Genomic DNA, 14,545 nt, shown 5'->3' with positions numbered 1-14,545 from the left:
GGTGTCGTCCACCATTACGGCTCGAACAGGCGTCCTAGCGGGTAAGAAGGCTGCTATGAGCCGAATGTGGTAGTTCAGGCCGCTCCGATCCGGAGGGTACCGCCGTTTCTGTTATTGAGTCGAGGTGTTCGGCGCGGAGCGCTATATACGGCTATCGAAACCGCTCCGAGGGGGCCGGCTACTCGAACCGCTTCCGCACGCTCTCGGCGTGCGCCTCCAGCCCTTCGGCGTCGGCGAGCGTCGTGACCGTCTCCGAGAGGTCGTCGAGGGCGTCGCGGTCGAGCCGCTGGACGGTCGAGGACCGCAGGAAGGTGTCGACGGAGAGTCCGCCGTACCGCTTCGCGCCGCCGTTCGTCGGCAGCACGTGGTTCGTCCCGGCCGCGTAGTCCCCGGCCGCGACGGAGGAGTACGGGCCGAGGAAGACGGAGCCGGCGTTGGTGATCCGGTCCAAGAGCGCCTCGTCGTCGTCCGCCACGATCGAGAGGTGCTCGGCGGCGTACTCCTCGGCGAAGAGGACCGCCTCGGGCATCGAGCGCGCGCGGAGGACGCCGGAGGCCGCGTTGTCGAGGGCGGCCTGGACCGTCTCCTCGCGGTCGCGCTCGGCCGCCTGCGCGTCGACCGCGTCGGCGACGGCCTCGGCGAGGGCGGCGTCGTCGGTGACCGCGACGACGGAGGCGTTGGGGTCGTGTTCGGCCTGCGCGACGAGGTCGGCCGCGACGAGGTCGGGGTCGGCCGTCCCGTCGGCGAGGACCAGCACCTCGCTCGGGCCGGCGAGGAAGTCGATCTCCACGTCGCCCTGGACGATCGACTTGGCGGCGGTGACCCACTTGTTCCCCGGCCCGACGACCTTCTGGACCCGCGTCACCGTCTCCGTCCCGTACGCGAGCGCGCCGATCGCCTGCGCGCCGCCGACCTGGTACACCGCGTCGGCGCCGGCCTCGTGGATGGCCGCGAGGGTGACGGGGTTGAGCTCGTCGGCCGGCGGCGTCGCGACCGCGACGTGGTCGACGCCGGCGACGACCGCCGGGATGATCCCCATCAGCGCGCTGGAGGGGTACGCGGCCGCGCCGCCGGGCACGTACACGCCGACGCGGTCGATCGGGCGGAAGCGCCGGCCGAGCTCGCGGCCGCCGAAGTCGTCGCGCCAGTCCTCCGGGCGCTGCCGCTCGTGGAACGCGCGGACGTTCGCGGCCGCCTCCCGGACCGCGTCGAGGACCGGGTCGCCCGCGTCGGCCAGCTCCTCGTGCGCCCGCGCCGCGTCGTCGGTGACGTCGATGTTCCCGACGGCGACGCCGTCGAACTCCTCCGCGAACTCGCGGACCGCGACGTCGCCCTCCTCGCGGACCCGCCCGACGATCTCTCGCACGTCTTCGCGGACCCCCTCGACGCCCGCGTCGCGCTCGAAGAAGGCGCGCCGCTCGGCCGGCGAGAGGTCCGCGACGGTTCGTACGTCCATACCGGTCGTCGGGGACGGCGGGGCAAGGGCGTTCCGACTCACCCCAGCCGCCGGATCCCGGTCACGTCGAGGACGGCGAGGACGAGGAGGGCGGCCAGGAGCGCGGCCGCCGCGAAGAGGACCGGGGCCGACACCGCGACCGCGACCTCGTAGGGCGCGACCAGCCGCGTCGTCCCGCGGAGGAGGAAGGAGACGAACACGAGGCCGAACGCGGCGAACGCGAGCGAGACGAACCGGGAGCGGTCCATGCGGGCCGCTCAGTCCGTCTGCGGGACGCCCGCGCCGTGGGGACCGTGCCCGTGGGACTCGCGGGCGGGGTCGAAGTCGGTACACATGTCGTAGAACACCGCTTCCGGGTCGCGGTTCCACTGCCACTTCCAGCGCGTGCGGACGAGCAGCGACAGCTTGCGGGTGAGCGACAGCTCCGGGGTGGCCGAGACGGTGTCGTAGCCGCGGTTCCGGATGAGCCGGTGGTGGTCGACGTACAGCACCGCCGCGAGCAGCACCGCCAGCTGGCAGTCCTCGGGGAGGTACTTGATCCCCGCGACGCCCTCCTCGTAGAGCCGCTCTGTGCGGGCCATCTCCTCCCGGATCGCGGCCGCGACGTGCTCGTCGAACTCTAAGTCGAGGATCTGCTGCTCGCTCACGCCGTGGCGGCGGAGCGTCTCTAAGGGGAGGTAGATGCGGTCGCGCTCGACCACGTCCTCGCGGACGTCGCGGAGGAAGTTCGTCATCTGGAAGGCCTCTCCGAGCTTGGTCGCGTGCGGGAGCGCCTCGGCCTCCTCCTCCGGGTCGAGGTCCATGATCGCCGTCATCATCCGGCCGACGGCGGCCGCGGAGCCGTCCATGTACGTTTCCAGGTCGGCGTACGTCTCGTAGCGGTCGGTGTCGATGTCGCTCTCCATCGCGTCCACGAACGAGTGGACATCTTCGTCGGGGATGTCGTTGCGCTCGACCACCTCGGCGAACGCCTCCAACACCGGGTCGTCCGTCGGCTCCTCGCCGAGCGCGGCCGCTCGGAGGCGGTCGAGTTCGGCCCGCTGTTCGGCGGGCGGTCCGGTGTCCTCGGCGTCGACGACCTCGTCGGCGATGCGGAAGAACCCGTACAGCACGTACGTCGGGTGGCGGATCCGCTGGGGCAGTAGCCGGGTGGCGACGTGGAACGTCTTCCCGGTGCGGCGCTGGATCCGCTTGCTCCGGGCAACCTGTGTTTGCTCTACCATGCTGACCCCGAGCGGTCGGCAAGGAGGGTCGCGTACGGGTCGCCCATCATAAGTGGAAATTCGGCCTCCAAGAACATAACAGTTCGCACGACACAGTTTGGATCCCGGGTACCCCCGTCGCGTCCGTCGATCGAACCGGCGCGCGGGGCGGCGAGAGCTCAGTAGAAGGTGTCGCTACAGTCGTAGACGACGCCGTGAGCCGGGCAGACGTACTTACAGTGTCGATGGTACATCGGCGTCTCGCAGACCGGACACGGGTGGCCGCCGTCGTTCGCCGGGTCGTCGCTCACGACGGGAATACGTGGGCGAGGGACAAAACGCTACCCCACCGGACCCTCGGCGCCCGGCGGGCCGCGGCGCGGTCGCGACCGCGCCGAACCTGACTGGTCAGTCGTCGGCCAGTCGCTCGTACACCGACCGGGCAACCGACTCCTGCCCGAACGGAAGCGTCAGCACGCCTCCCCACTCGGAGTCGGTGAGCGCGTCGACTGTCTCCCGGTCGAGTTCAACGCGCCGCACCTCGGTCCCGTCGAGCGTCATCGACACCACGAACGCGGCCGGGTCATCGGTCGCGCCGGCCTCATCGAGTCGGGTCCGGAACGCGTCGACGCCCGCCTCGGAGAGCACGACTTGCACGAGGAACTCCCCGTCCTTCGCGAAGACGCCCTTGACCACGTCGAGGTCGCCCGCGCCGAACAGCATCGCGTCGGTGCCGTCGTCGCCGGTTAGCCGCGCCTCGAACGGTGCCTCGGGGTCGACGGCGGCCGACTGCGGAGCCGTCTCCTCGTCCGTCCCGTCGCCCGTCGCCGCCGGCCCGTCGCCACCGATACCGCCGAGGCCGTCGATCGCCGCGCCGTCCGTCACCGTCGCCGCGCCCGCGAAGCCGACAGCGCCGACCGCGCAGACCGCGCCGAGGCCCCCGAGCACGCCCCGTCGAGAGATGTCCATACCTCTCGGTTCCGGCCGGCAGTGAAAAGCGTTACACGCCAATTTCCGCGCGCGATAATTACGGAAATCCGGAACGTTCGCCGGCCGGCGTCCACGACCGCGGAGGCGTCGGCCCGACCGCGGCCGCGAGGACGCCAGCCCGGCGCCCGGGACTACGCGAACGCGACCGCGTCGCGGGTCGTCGTCTCGCCGAACAGCCAGTCGGCGTGGTCGACGGCGTACTCCCGGTGCTCCTCGGTGATGTACCCGAGCGCGTCCTCGACCACGACCGGGCGGTAGTCCCGGAGCCCCGCGCTGCCGGCGGTGTGGAGGACGCAGACGTTCGCGAGCGTGCCGCAGATCAGCAGGTCGTCGACGCCGTGCGCGTCGAGGTGTCCCTCCAAGTCGGTCCGGTAGAAGGCGTCGTAGGTGTGCTTCTCGACGACGTGGTCCCCGTCGCGCACGTCGAGGTCGTCGACGAGTTCGGCGTCCCACGACCCCTCGACGACGTGTTCGCCCCACCGGTCGAACTCGTCGTAGTAGTGGGTCTCGTCGAACTGCTCGGGCGGGTGGACGTCGCGGGTGTAGATGATGGACGCGCCGGCCTCGCGGGCGCGGTCCACGAGCGCAGTCACCGGCTCGATCGCGGCCTCGCTCGGCTCGGCGTAGAGGCTCCCGTCGGGGTGACAGAACCCGTTTTGCATGTCCACGACGACCACCGCGGTTGCTGTCGGATCAAACGCCATACCACCGGTTACCGCGCGCGGGACAAAAACCGTCGTCCCGCTCGCGGCCGCCGGTTCGTCCCGACGACGGCGGGAACGCCACGCCGGGGCGTCGGCGGGCCGCCGCCTGCGGAAAAATCCGCCGGCCGCGGCGCCGAAGGAACCGACAAACTACTTACCGGGGCGTCCGATACGGTTTGTATGCGACGGGTTCTCACCTTCTCGACCGCGGCCGCCGCCGTCACCGCGGTCGCCGTCCTCTGTGTCGCGCTCACCGCCGGCGTCGCCGCCGCTCCCGACGCCGGCGCGGTCCCCGCCGCGTCCGGCACCGGGCCGACGGCGCCGAGCGGAGTGCCCTCCGCGTCCGCCGACGAGTGCGGTCCCGGCGACGGCCCCGACCTGGTGGGCTGCTGGAACGGGACCCACTACGAGGAGTCCGTCGACTTCGCGGAGACGGACGGGCTCAACGAGTCCCAGCTGTCGGCGCTGACCGACCTCACGATGGCCCGGGTCGAACACGTCCGGCAGCGCCCGTTCAGGGAGGACGTGCCGGTCGAGACGGTCACTCGGAGCGAGTACGCCAACGACACCGCGAGCGGCAACGGCTCCGAAGCGTTCCGGCGCTGGAACGACCAGGTGTGGGAGGCGCTGTTCGTCGTCGGCGACGACACGAACGCCAACGACGAGATCGACTCGGTGTTCGGCGGCGCGGTCTCCGGCTTCTACTCGCCATCGCAGGACCGGATCGTCATCGTCGTCCCCGACGGCGAGTCGCCCGACATCGACCCCTCGACGCTCGCGCACGAGCTGCTCCACGCGATGCAAGACCAGTATCACGACCTCACTGACCCGCGCTACGTCGGCGCGACGCAGGATGGCGACCTCGCGGTCGACGGGATCGTCGAGGGGGAGGCGGTCCACGTCGAGGAGCGGTACGCCGCCCGCTGTGCCGACAACTGGACCTGCGCCGAGCCGCCCGAGAGCGACGGCGGCGGGGGCGGCGGCGCCGAGTTCAATTTCGGCATCCTCCAGACCGTCCTCCAGCCGTACGGGGACGGCGCGCTGTACGTCCGCGAACTCCGCGACGAAGGGGGGTGGGCGGCCGTCAACGAGACGATGAACGACCCGCCGGCGTCGACGGCGGAGGTCATCCACCGCGACCCCGGCTACGAGGAGGGGAACGTCACGTTCGACGACGCTGCGACCGGCGGGTGGGAGACCTACCCGGACCAGGGCGTCGAGGGCGCGGAGACGGCGGGCGAGGCGTCGATGTTCGTCATGTTCTGGTACCAGAGCTTAGAGTACCGGCACACCGTGTTGGCGCCCGACGCGACCGTTCGACAGAACGTCCAGATCCACCTCGACACGGAGGCCCAACTCGAGTCGCGGGCGGTGTACAACTACGCCCATCCCGTGACGGACGGCTGGGCCGACGACGAGCTATACCCCTACCGGAACGGCGACCGGGACGGCTACGTCTGGGCGACCGAGTGGCAGACCACCGACGACGCGGAGGCGTTCCGCGACGCCTACGTGCGGATGCTGACCGCCCACGGCGAGCGCGACTACGCGGCCGGGACCGTGTACGAGATCGGCTCGGAGAGCGACTTCCCGGGCGCCTACGGCGTCGTGCGCGAGGGCACGAGCGTGACGATAACCCACGCGCCGTCGCCGGAAGGCGTCTTCGAACTCCGGCCGGACGCCGACCTGACGCTCCCGGACGCCGACGGCACCGACGGCGCGGACGGGGGCGACGGGGACGGCGGGGACGGCACCGACGGCGACGACGGCAACAGCAGCGACGGCGACGACGGGAGCGGCGACGCGGACGGCAGCGACGGCGCGGACGGAGGGGCCGGCGACACGAGCGACAGCACCCCCGGCTTCGGCGTCGCGGCGGCGCTCGTCGCCCTCGCGGCCGCGCTCGGGGTGGCCGCGCGACGGTCGGCGTAGCCCGGCGCTCGCAGCGCGCCCACGAGTGCCGCGCGCCCCCGACGACCGCGCGGTCCGCGGTCGCCGCGACACGGGTGGCTTTTCGTCCCCGCGACCGAACCGTCGGGCATGAGCGAGTTCGACATCGTCGACGCGGCCGCGATCCGCGAGGGGCGCGCGACCGACGCGTACTTCGAGCGGACCGAGGCGGCGCTGGAGGCGGCCGGGCGGAACCCCCGCGTCGTCGCCGAGGTGACCGCGGACCAGTTCCCCGACGGCGAGTTCGAGCTGTTCGCCGGGCTCGGGAACGCCGTCGAACTGCTCGCCGGCCGCGACGTGGACGTCGACGCGGTCCCGGAGGGCCGGCTGTTCGACGGCGGCCCGGTGATGCGGATCGAGGGGCCGTACCTGGCGTTCGCGCGGCTGGAGACGTCGCTTCTGGGCTTCCTCTCGCACGCGTCCGGGATGGCGACGGCGGCGCTAGACTGCCGAGTCGCCGCGCCGGAGTCGTCGGTCCTCTCGTTCGGCGCGCGCCACGTCCACCCGGCGATGACCGCGGCGGTCGAGCGCTCCGCGCTGGCGGCCGGGTTCGACGGCTTCTCGCACGTCGCCGCCGGCGACCTGCTCGGGCGGGAGGCCTCGGGGACGATGCCGCACGCGCTCGCCATCTGCTTCGGGCGCGGCGAGCAGGAGGCCGCCTGGCGCGCCTACGACGAGGGGGTTCCGGCGGACGCGCCCCGGATCGCGCTGTGTGACACCTACTCCGACGAGGTCGACGAGGTCCTCCGCGCCGTGGAGACGCTGGGCGACGACCTCGACGGCGTCCGCCTCGACACGACTGGCTCCCGGCGCGGCGACTTCGGACACATCGTCCGCGAGGTGCGGTGGGAGCTCGACGCGCGCGGCCACGGCGACGTGGCGGTGTACGTCTCCGGCGGCCTCGGCCCGGCGGACCTCCGCGACCTGCGCGACGTCGTGGACGGGTTCGGCGTCGGCGGCTACGTCTCCAACGCGGACCCCGTCGACTTCGCGCTCGACCTCGTCGCCGTCGACGGCGAGCCGGCCGCCAAGCGCGGGAAGCTCTCGGGCGCGAAGGCCGTCTACCGCACCGACGACGGCGCCCACGCCGTCGGGCTGGCGGACCGCTCGGGACCGGCGGACGCCGAGGCGCTCATGGAGCCCGTGATCCGCGACGGCGAGGTGGTCGCGGACGACGCGTTCGACCTCTCGGCGGCGGCGGAGCGGGCGCTCGCGGACGCGGCGGCCGTCGGCTACGGGGCGGACTGACGCGGGCGACGAGCCTGAAAAGACGCGGGCGGGTCGCGGGCTACAGCTCCTCGACGGCGCCGCCGTCGGCGCGCTCTCGGAAGACCTGGCCCTCGATGAGCGTCACCATCGTGTCCTCATCCTGCCACGCGGTCGGCGAGAGCTTCGCCTTCCGGCAGGTGCGCGAGAGGAACTCCGCGGCCGACCAGCCGTTCTCGACGGGCACCGTCGGGTAGAGCCAGCCGTGGGCGTTGCCGCTGTCGACGGCGACCCCGTGCGTGCCGATCTCGAGGTCCTCGGCGGGGTCGTTCGTGAGGACGGTGTTCGAGACGACGAACACCGAGACGGTGATGTTGTCGAGTTCCTTCGGCTCCACCTCGGAGCCGCAGGAGTCGCCGGACGCCGCCTTGATCGCGGCCTCGACGATGGCGTGGCCCAGCTGGTCCGACGTGTCCCACGCGCCGGCACAGCCGCGGAGGCGGCCGCGGCCCCGCGTCGACTGGAGCCGAACGAAGGCGCCCGTGCGGGCGTAAAACGCCTCTCGCATGCTCCCGGGCTGTTCGCGTTGCCCGTGTCGGACGAACGACTCGACCGCCTCCCGCGCGAGTTCGACCGCTCGTGCACCGTCGTCGTACGACAGCTGAACGGTCTGAGCCTCGGACATGAGAGTCTATTACAGTGCTGACGACTTGAACGCTTCCCTTGTGGCACCGCTCTCGCGGCGCTGGCGGCGTCTCACCCGAGAGGCGCCCGACCGAACGCCTTATTCGCCGGCGGGAGAAACGGCGAACCGGACAGAGGGAGCCCGACTCCCGTGCCCTTGGCATGAGGAAAGTCCCCCCACCGGCCGGACAGGCGACCGGGCACACGCCCGGAGTCGGAGACGGCTGGCTCTGGAACAGCAACGACACCCCCCGCCCCGACCGATGAGTCGCGTGCGGTCGCCTCGGCGACCGACGGCGTTCGCGGGGTCACCCGCGAACGCGCGAACCGACCCGCAAGGGAAGGGAGTTAACCCGACGAGGGCCGACGGGCGGGAACGGATGGAACGGCGAATCCTCGCCGGTGCAAGTCCGCGCCACAAGGTAGTCCGGCCGCGGCGCGGACGCTCAGCCGAATGTCGGGACGAACCGAAGGGGGCTTACTCCCCTCAGTCCGCTCGTATCGGCGAGCGACAGCGCCGGAAACAGAGACGCGAGACCGGGGGATTCGAAGCGTCGACCACGGTCTCACTCCAGTATCCGTTTCACTAATTTAATACCGAGGTTCACCGCCACGACGAAACCGACCGTCAGCACGATTCCGACGACGCTCGTCGCGCCGGTCCTGAGGAGGACGCCGATCGAATGGGCTGCGATCACGGGGACCATAGTCACGACGTGGATGACGGTCGCGAATAAAGAATTTTGCTGTCACGTTTCTGATTCCGGCGGATACCGGGCCGCGTCGGGCGTTCGTCGACTACGCCCCTGGCGCGACTCCGATTCTGGGTTCCGACCGGGCCGAGACTCGGACGAGTCGGCCGTGACTCACGCCGTCTCCATCTCCTTTTCCAGCTCGCGGAGCTTCTCGATGCGGTTCTCCGTCGAGGGGTGCGTGGAGGCGATCTTCCCGACGAAGCCGGCCTTGATCGGGATGATGAAGAACGCGTTCATCTCCGCCTCCTCGCGGAGGTCCTCCTCGGGCACCTTGTCCATCCGGCCGTCGATGGTCATCAGCGCCGAGGCGAGCGCGCCGGGCTTCCCGGTGATCAGCGCCGCGCCGCGGTCGGCGGAGTACTCGCGGTAGCGCGAGAGCGCGCGGATGAGCAGGAACGAGACCACCCACACCAGAAGCGACACGAGGATCGCGACGATGACGGGCGCGCCCTGCCGGTTGTCGCCGCTGAACAGCCAGCCCCACCGCACGATGAAGAAGGCGATGGTGGAGAGGAACGACGCGATGGTCATGACCATCACGTCGCGGTTCTTCACGTGGGCGAGCTCGTGGGCGAGCACGCCGTCCAGCTCGTCCTCGTCGAGGCTCTCCAAGAGCCCGGTCGTCACCGCGACGGTCGCGTTCTTCTTGTTCCGGCCGGTCGCGAAGGCGTTCGGAACGCGGGTGTTCGCGACCGCGACCGTCGGCTTCGGGAGGTCGGCCTGCTGGCTCAGCCGCTCGATCCGCCGGTGGAGGTCGGGGTACTCGTCGGGGTCGACCTCGCGGGCGCCCATGCTCTTCAGCGCGAGCTTGTCGCTGAAGAAGTACTGCGCCAGCGAGAACCCGCCGAGCATGATCAACGGGAACAGGAAGTCGCCGAAGTACACCGTCAGGGCTCCGACGAACACGACATAGAGGGCGAACAGGAGGAACATCGTGAACGCCATCCGTCCACGCAACCCCCAGTCTGTCTTCCAATCCATGCGCATAAGTTACCGTTCTGCGCGTTAAAGCTTGCCGGAGCGGGAAGCCGCGGTTGCCGACCGGCGCTCCGGACCGGGGGCGCCGTCGCCGGGAAGTCGTCGAGCAACGCGCTTTTGCCGTCGCTTCGCGAGGCGTTCGCATGGACACGGTCCTCGTCACCGGCGGCCGCGGCGCCTCCGGGCGCTGGGTCGCCGACCGGCTCGCGGGCGGCTACGACGTCGTCGTCGTCGACTACGACCACCCCGGGCTCGGCGTCGACCCGGCTCCGAACGTCTCGTTCCGCGCGGCCGACCTCGCCGAGCGCGACCAGGCGCTCGACATCGTCGCCGCCGTCGACCCGGATGCCGTCGTCCACTGGGCGGCGATCCCCGTCGCGGGCACCCACCCCGAGGGGCGGGTGTTCGAGACGAACGCGCTCGCCGCGAAACACGTCTGCGACGCCGCGGGCCGCGCCGACGCCCCGGTCGTCCAGGCCTCCAGCGACGGCGCCTACGGCTTCTTCTTCGCCGATCCCACGCCGTTCCCGGACGAGTTGCCGGTCACCGAGGCCCACCCGCTCCGCCCGGAGGACCCCTACGGGCTCTCGAAGGTGACCGCGGAGGCGGCCGCCGGCGCGGCCGCGCGCCGTCACGACGTTCCCGCCGTCTCCGTCCGCCCGTCGTGGATCCAGTACCCCGGCGAGTACGCCTGCCGCACGGACGAGTACGTGGGCGACCTCGGCGCGGGCGCCGGCAACTTCTGGTCGTACGTCGACGTCCGCGACGTCGCCGACCTCGTCGCGGCCGCGCTCGCGGACCTCCTCGGGGACGACCCGGCGGTCGACCCCGGGACCCACGAGGCGGTCAACTGCGTGGCGGCCGACAACGCGCTCGGCCGTCCCCTCCTCGACCTGTTGCGCGAGTCCTACGGCGAGGTTCCGGACGACTGCGCGGTCGACGCGGACGCGCTGGCCGAGGGCGACGACCGCGGCGCCTACGCCATCGAGAAGGCGTCTCGGCTGTTCGGGTGGACGCCGTCGCGCTCGTGGCGCGACGCGGCCGACGCGGCGGTCGCCGGGCCGACGCTGTTCGAGGAGTGAGCGGACCCGAGAGAGGAACCCCGTCCGCGGTCAGATCGACAGGATCGCGTTGACGAGCGTCCGCGTCGCGATGGCGGTGCCCGCGCCGAGCCACGTGAGGAGGACGAAGTGGATGTAGCCGTTCGCGGGGTTGCCGCCGTCGATCCGGCGGATCATCTGCGAGGAGAGCGCGGCGTTGAACAACACGACGGTGAGGAGGAGGTACTCGATGAGCGGGATGTCGTAGGCGCCGGGGTAGACGATCTGCCCGATGTCCATCTGGTCGAGCCCGAAGTCGGCGGTGAGGTCGGCCAGGATGGCGACGATCTCCAGCCCGATGAAGAAGGCGAACGTCGCGGCCGCGGTGATCCCGTACAGCAGCCCGATGAACGTCATCGCCGCCTGCCGGCGCTGCTCGCGCAGCTGGTTGACGGCGTTCATGTTCTTCGATATCAGCTCGCCGAGCAGCTTCGGGTCCCCGCCCATCCGCCGGCCGACGAGGTACATCTCGGAGAACTTCTGGATGAGGTACGATCGCGTGTCGCGCGTGAACGCCCGCCAGGCGCCCTCGGTGCTGATCCGCATGTTGAGCCGGCGGTAGAGCCGCTCGATGGCCTCAGAGAGCTCGCCGAAATTCTTGTCGCGCAGCGTCGTCAGCACGTCGGTGGTCGTGGACTGCTTCGCGCTCTCGGTCGCGCCCAGCGCGCGCACGAACGAGGGGAACTCGCCGTCGCGGGCGGTGATCGCCTGTTCCTCCTGCCGGAGGACGACGCCGGTGATGATCAGCGGCGAGATGGGAACTGCGAGGTACAGGGGCAGCCGGACGTTGTCGAGGAAGAAGAGGAGGCCGGGGAGCCCGGGGCCGTACCCGAACATCCCGGCGGCCGTGATCCCGATGAGCAGGAACGAGAGCCCGCCGCCGCCGATCAGCGAGGCCCACAGCTTCAGGTCGCCGGGGGACCGCTCGTCCGGGTGGTACCAGATCGGGTCGTACGGCGACGTCGCGCGGATCATCGCGTAGAATCCGAGCTGGACGAAGATGAAAAGGACGATGACGGCCGCCACGGTCGCGGTCGGGTCGTTGCCGGTGAGGATTGGGAGGACGACGGCGAACACCAGCGCGAACGTCATCGAGAGGATCATCGACATGTACAGGTCCTTCATGACCTCCAGGTTCGAGAGCGCGGACTCGTAGCGGGTCTCGTACTGCGCGAGCATGACGTCCTGCTCGGAGACGAGGAACTCCTCTAACGACTGGCCCGCGCCCATCGTGTAGCCGAGGCGGTCGAAGAAGTCGGCCATCGCGTCGGAGGGGACCTCCTGCGCGCGGCGGCGACAGGCGTCGTCGAGGCTCTGGTTCCACGTGTCGACGAGGTGGACGACGCGGCCGATCTCCTCGGCTGCGACGCCGTACTCCTCCTCTTGCGCCAGCGTCCGGAACACCTCCATCCGGTCGATGTTCGTCGTCGACAGCACCGTCATGTGCGTCATCACGAGGTGCAACTGGTTGTCGATCTTCGTCTCCAGGCTGGAGAGGTAGATCTTCGGGTAGATGACGGCCGCGAACAGGACGAGCCCGCCGAACATCGGGATCGGGACCCGGGCGGCGAGGGGGAGCGGGAGCGCGACGAGGCCGACGACGCTGCCGACGAACACGAACACGGCCGGCACCAGCACGAGGCCGACGTACTTCCCCTTAGAGATGTCGAGCTTCTCGTACGACTCCATGACCTCGGAGGTCAGCCTGGCGGCCGTCGCGAGCCCGTCGCCCATCTGCTTGACCGCCATCGTCAGGGTGCCTCCGTCGTCGCGGTGGGTGATTCGCCGGGCATCATCACATCGTGTTGCGGTGCATGTCGAAGGGGAGCCCCTCAACGCCGTCGCGCTGGAACGAGTTGATCGCGTCGTTGACCTCGTGGTAGCCTAAGATTCCCTCTTGGATCATCCGCTCGATCAGCTCCGCGCGGAAGTCAAGGTCGTCGTAGATGTCGCGGGTGTCGGCGTAGCCCAGGAGCGTCGCGATCTGCTCTTCGAGCACGTAGGAGTTGTTCATCCCCTGGAAGACGATCTCGTCTTCGACAGGGTCCCAGCTGAACACCTCGCGGGTGACGACCCCCTCCATCTCTTTGGAGTACCCCTCGATCTCCTGGACGCTCGTCACGCGGCGCAGGACTTGGTCGCCCTGTTTCACGCGGTTCTGGAACAGCGCCACGTCGGCGTTGTCCATGAACGTCTCCGGGACGTTGATCGGCTCGGAGGTGAACCGCTGGATCATCGAGACGATGTCGGACGCGTGGAACGTCAGCATGACCGGGTGGCCGGTCTGGGCCGCCTGGAACGCCATGCGCCCCTCGGCGCCGCGGACCTCGCCCACGATGATGTAGTCGGGGCGCGACCGCAGCGCGGCGGCGACCAGGTCGAACATGTCCACGTCGGAGGAGCCCTCGCCGCCGCCCTCGCGGGTCAGCAGCTGCTGCCAGGTGTTGTGCGGCGGGATGACCTCCGCGGTGTCCTCCGCGGTGTATATCTTCGAGTCGTCAGGGATGTACGAGAGGATGGCGTTCAGCGTCGTCGTCTTCCCGGACGCCGTCTCCCCGACCACGAAGACCGTCTGCTCGTTCTCCAGGCAGAGCCAGAGGTACGCCGCCAGCTCCGGCGAGAGCGTCCCCCAGTTGGTGATCTGGTTGATCGACAGAGGCACCTCCTCGCCCTGGCGGATGGTGAGCGAGGAGCCCTTCAGCGACACGTCGTCGGAGTAGATGATGTTGATGCGCGACCCGTCCGGCAGCGTGGAGTCGACGATGGGATCGGAGTCGGACAGCGGGTCGCCGATCCGCTCGCCCATATTACGCAGCCAGTTGTCGAACTCCTGGGGCGTGCCGAAGTCGACGGTCGTCTCCAGCATGCCGAAGGTGCCGTGGTCGACATGGCACTCCTTGGGGCCGATGACGTGAATGTCCTCGTTTGCCGGGTCGCGCATCACCGGTTCCAGCGGCCCGAGCCCGACGATGTCGCGGTTGAGCCGGTACCGGATGTTCTCGTAGGTCTCCTCGGTGACGGACAGCTTCCCGAAGTTCTTGAGCTTCGAGAGGCCCTTCTGTAACCCCGACGAGGTGTCGTCGACGTGGGTGACCTCCTCTAACAACTCCTCGATGAGGTCGTCGTACTCGGCCTCGTTCTCCGGCGCGCTGTGCTGGCCGCTCACAGTCAGCAGCCGGTTTTTCACCTCGTTGAGGATCTCCGCCTGCGGGCCCGACACCTCTGGCTCGATGGCGTAGTACTTCGTGTCCTGCCCGAGGTCGCCGTAGATGTGGCTGTAGATGGGGCCGCCGACCGGGTAGATGACGTTCGGGCGGGGGGACTCGTACTCGTCTTTCGGCTCCTCGATGAACTGCGGGAACTCCCCGGTGATCTGTTTGAACTCGCGGAGGTGTTCCCGGAGGTGGGGGCGGCGCATGGCCGCCTTTCGGAGCTCTTCGGACGGTTGCGCGGTGCCGTGTTCGGTCATGTCCTGGGCCGGGTCGGGGTGGTCGCGGTCCGTGCGCGCGGACCGGCTATG

The 14,545-nt window shown here is 70.1% G+C and carries 14 protein-coding genes and 1 other RNA gene; 4 read left to right on the top strand and 11 right to left on the bottom strand.

Annotation, left to right across the window (positions count from 1 at the left end; translation table 11 throughout):
- Positions 1–178 precede the first annotated feature (178 nt).
- From hisD to DVK06_RS08720, 6 genes are all read right to left on the bottom strand, one after another.
- Positions 179–1,456, bottom strand: coding sequence for a histidinol dehydrogenase (gene hisD / locus DVK06_RS08740; RefSeq protein ID WP_121600010.1), 1,278 nt, complete (start codon positions 1,454–1,456; stop codon positions 179–181).
- 38 nt (positions 1,457–1,494) lie between these two features.
- Positions 1,495–1,704: a hypothetical protein gene (locus tag DVK06_RS08735; RefSeq protein WP_053770479.1), complete on the bottom strand. Its 210-nt coding sequence runs from the start codon at positions 1,702–1,704 to the stop codon at positions 1,495–1,497.
- 9 nt (positions 1,705–1,713) lie between these two features.
- Positions 1,714–2,679, bottom strand: a complete 966-nt coding sequence (locus DVK06_RS08730; RefSeq protein ID WP_121600009.1) for a phytoene/squalene synthase family protein — start codon at positions 2,677–2,679, stop codon at positions 1,714–1,716.
- Between the two features lie 158 nt (positions 2,680–2,837).
- Complete coding sequence (locus tag DVK06_RS19585) at positions 2,838–2,969, bottom strand: HVO_2523 family zinc finger protein (protein ID WP_255410362.1); 132 nt, start codon at positions 2,967–2,969, stop codon at positions 2,838–2,840.
- A 97-nt stretch (positions 2,970–3,066) separates the two neighbouring features.
- Positions 3,067–3,627, bottom strand: coding sequence for a hypothetical protein (locus DVK06_RS08725; RefSeq protein WP_121600008.1), 561 nt, complete (start codon positions 3,625–3,627; stop codon positions 3,067–3,069).
- A gap of 152 nt (positions 3,628–3,779) precedes the next feature.
- The gene (locus DVK06_RS08720) at positions 3,780–4,352 is read right to left on the bottom strand and encodes a cysteine hydrolase family protein (RefSeq protein ID WP_121600007.1); all 573 of its coding nucleotides are present in this window, start codon (positions 4,350–4,352) and stop codon (positions 3,780–3,782) included.
- A 180-nt stretch (positions 4,353–4,532) separates the two neighbouring features.
- Here DVK06_RS08720 and DVK06_RS08715 point away from each other — a divergent pair, with 180 nt between their 5' ends.
- A complete protein-coding gene (locus tag DVK06_RS08715; RefSeq protein ID WP_121600006.1) occupies positions 4,533–6,284 on the top strand; it encodes an Hvo_1808 family surface protein in 1,752 nt (583 codons plus the stop codon).
- A 108-nt stretch (positions 6,285–6,392) separates the two neighbouring features.
- On the top strand, positions 6,393–7,550 hold the full coding sequence (locus DVK06_RS08710) for a nicotinate phosphoribosyltransferase (protein WP_121600005.1): 1,158 nt from the start codon (positions 6,393–6,395) through the stop codon (positions 7,548–7,550).
- 40 nt (positions 7,551–7,590) lie between these two features.
- Here the strand turns inward: DVK06_RS08710 and DVK06_RS08705 are convergent, their stop codons facing one another.
- Positions 7,591–8,193, bottom strand: a complete 603-nt coding sequence (locus DVK06_RS08705; RefSeq protein WP_121600004.1) for a TIGR00296 family protein — start codon at positions 8,191–8,193, stop codon at positions 7,591–7,593.
- 129 nt (positions 8,194–8,322) lie between these two features.
- Between DVK06_RS08705 and rnpB the strand changes: the two genes are divergently transcribed.
- An RNA gene (gene rnpB / locus DVK06_RS08700) (RNase P RNA component) lies at positions 8,323–8,685 on the top strand.
- 73 nt (positions 8,686–8,758) lie between these two features.
- Here the strand turns inward: rnpB and DVK06_RS18660 are convergent.
- On the bottom strand, positions 8,759–8,899 hold the full coding sequence (locus tag DVK06_RS18660; protein WP_158293539.1) for a hypothetical protein: 141 nt from the start codon (positions 8,897–8,899) through the stop codon (positions 8,759–8,761).
- 159 nt (positions 8,900–9,058) lie between these two features.
- Positions 9,059–9,928: a zinc metalloprotease HtpX gene (gene htpX, locus DVK06_RS08695; protein WP_121600003.1), complete on the bottom strand. Its 870-nt coding sequence runs from the start codon at positions 9,926–9,928 to the stop codon at positions 9,059–9,061.
- A gap of 140 nt (positions 9,929–10,068) precedes the next feature.
- On the opposite strand from htpX, the gene DVK06_RS08690 reads away from it, so the two are divergent.
- Positions 10,069–11,007: an NAD(P)-dependent oxidoreductase gene (locus DVK06_RS08690; RefSeq protein ID WP_121600002.1), complete on the top strand. Its 939-nt coding sequence runs from the start codon at positions 10,069–10,071 to the stop codon at positions 11,005–11,007.
- Positions 11,008–11,037: 30 nt separating this feature from the next.
- On the opposite strand, the gene flaJ is transcribed toward DVK06_RS08690, so the two are convergent.
- A complete protein-coding gene (gene flaJ, locus DVK06_RS08685) occupies positions 11,038–12,774 on the bottom strand; it encodes an archaellar assembly protein FlaJ (RefSeq protein WP_121600001.1) in 1,737 nt (578 codons plus the stop codon).
- 46 nt (positions 12,775–12,820) lie between these two features.
- Positions 12,821–14,494, bottom strand: a complete 1,674-nt coding sequence (locus DVK06_RS08680) for a type II/IV secretion system ATPase subunit (protein WP_121600000.1) — start codon at positions 14,492–14,494, stop codon at positions 12,821–12,823.
- Positions 14,495–14,545 lie beyond the last annotated feature (51 nt).

The organism is Halorubrum sp. Atlit-28R, from assembly GCF_003665955.1.
Classification (GTDB): domain Archaea; phylum Halobacteriota; class Halobacteria; order Halobacteriales; family Haloferacaceae; genus Halorubrum; species Halorubrum tropicale.
Note: the sequence above shows the minus strand (reverse complement) of the source record. Positions and strands in the feature narration are given on the sequence as shown.

What these genes read in the sequence shown, in the direction of transcription:
- DVK06_RS08680 (WP_121600000.1), bottom strand. Translation starts at nt 14,494, where the DNA reads ATGACCGAACACGGCACCGCGCAACCGTCCGAAGAGCTCCGAAAGGCG.
- DVK06_RS08720 (WP_121600007.1), bottom strand. Translation starts at nt 4,352, where the DNA reads ATGGCGTTTGATCCGACAGCAACCGCGGTGGTCGTCGTGGACATGCAA.
- DVK06_RS08735 (WP_053770479.1), bottom strand. Translation starts at nt 1,704, where the DNA reads ATGGACCGCTCCCGGTTCGTCTCGCTCGCGTTCGCCGCGTTCGGCCTC.
- DVK06_RS08710 (WP_121600005.1), top strand. Translation starts at nt 6,393, where the DNA reads ATGAGCGAGTTCGACATCGTCGACGCGGCCGCGATCCGCGAGGGGCGC.
- flaJ (WP_121600001.1), bottom strand. Translation starts at nt 12,774, where the DNA reads ATGGCGGTCAAGCAGATGGGCGACGGGCTCGCGACGGCCGCCAGGCTG.
- DVK06_RS08705 (WP_121600004.1), bottom strand. Translation starts at nt 8,193, where the DNA reads ATGTCCGAGGCTCAGACCGTTCAGCTGTCGTACGACGACGGTGCACGA.
- hisD (WP_121600010.1), bottom strand. Translation starts at nt 1,456, where the DNA reads ATGGACGTACGAACCGTCGCGGACCTCTCGCCGGCCGAGCGGCGCGCC.
- htpX (WP_121600003.1), bottom strand. Translation starts at nt 9,928, where the DNA reads ATGGATTGGAAGACAGACTGGGGGTTGCGTGGACGGATGGCGTTCACG.
- DVK06_RS08715 (WP_121600006.1), top strand. Translation starts at nt 4,533, where the DNA reads ATGCGACGGGTTCTCACCTTCTCGACCGCGGCCGCCGCCGTCACCGCG.
- DVK06_RS08725 (WP_121600008.1), bottom strand. Translation starts at nt 3,627, where the DNA reads ATGGACATCTCTCGACGGGGCGTGCTCGGGGGCCTCGGCGCGGTCTGC.
- DVK06_RS08730 (WP_121600009.1), bottom strand. Translation starts at nt 2,679, where the DNA reads ATGGTAGAGCAAACACAGGTTGCCCGGAGCAAGCGGATCCAGCGCCGC.
- DVK06_RS18660 (WP_158293539.1), bottom strand. Translation starts at nt 8,899, where the DNA reads ATGGTCCCCGTGATCGCAGCCCATTCGATCGGCGTCCTCCTCAGGACC.
- DVK06_RS08690 (WP_121600002.1), top strand. Translation starts at nt 10,069, where the DNA reads ATGGACACGGTCCTCGTCACCGGCGGCCGCGGCGCCTCCGGGCGCTGG.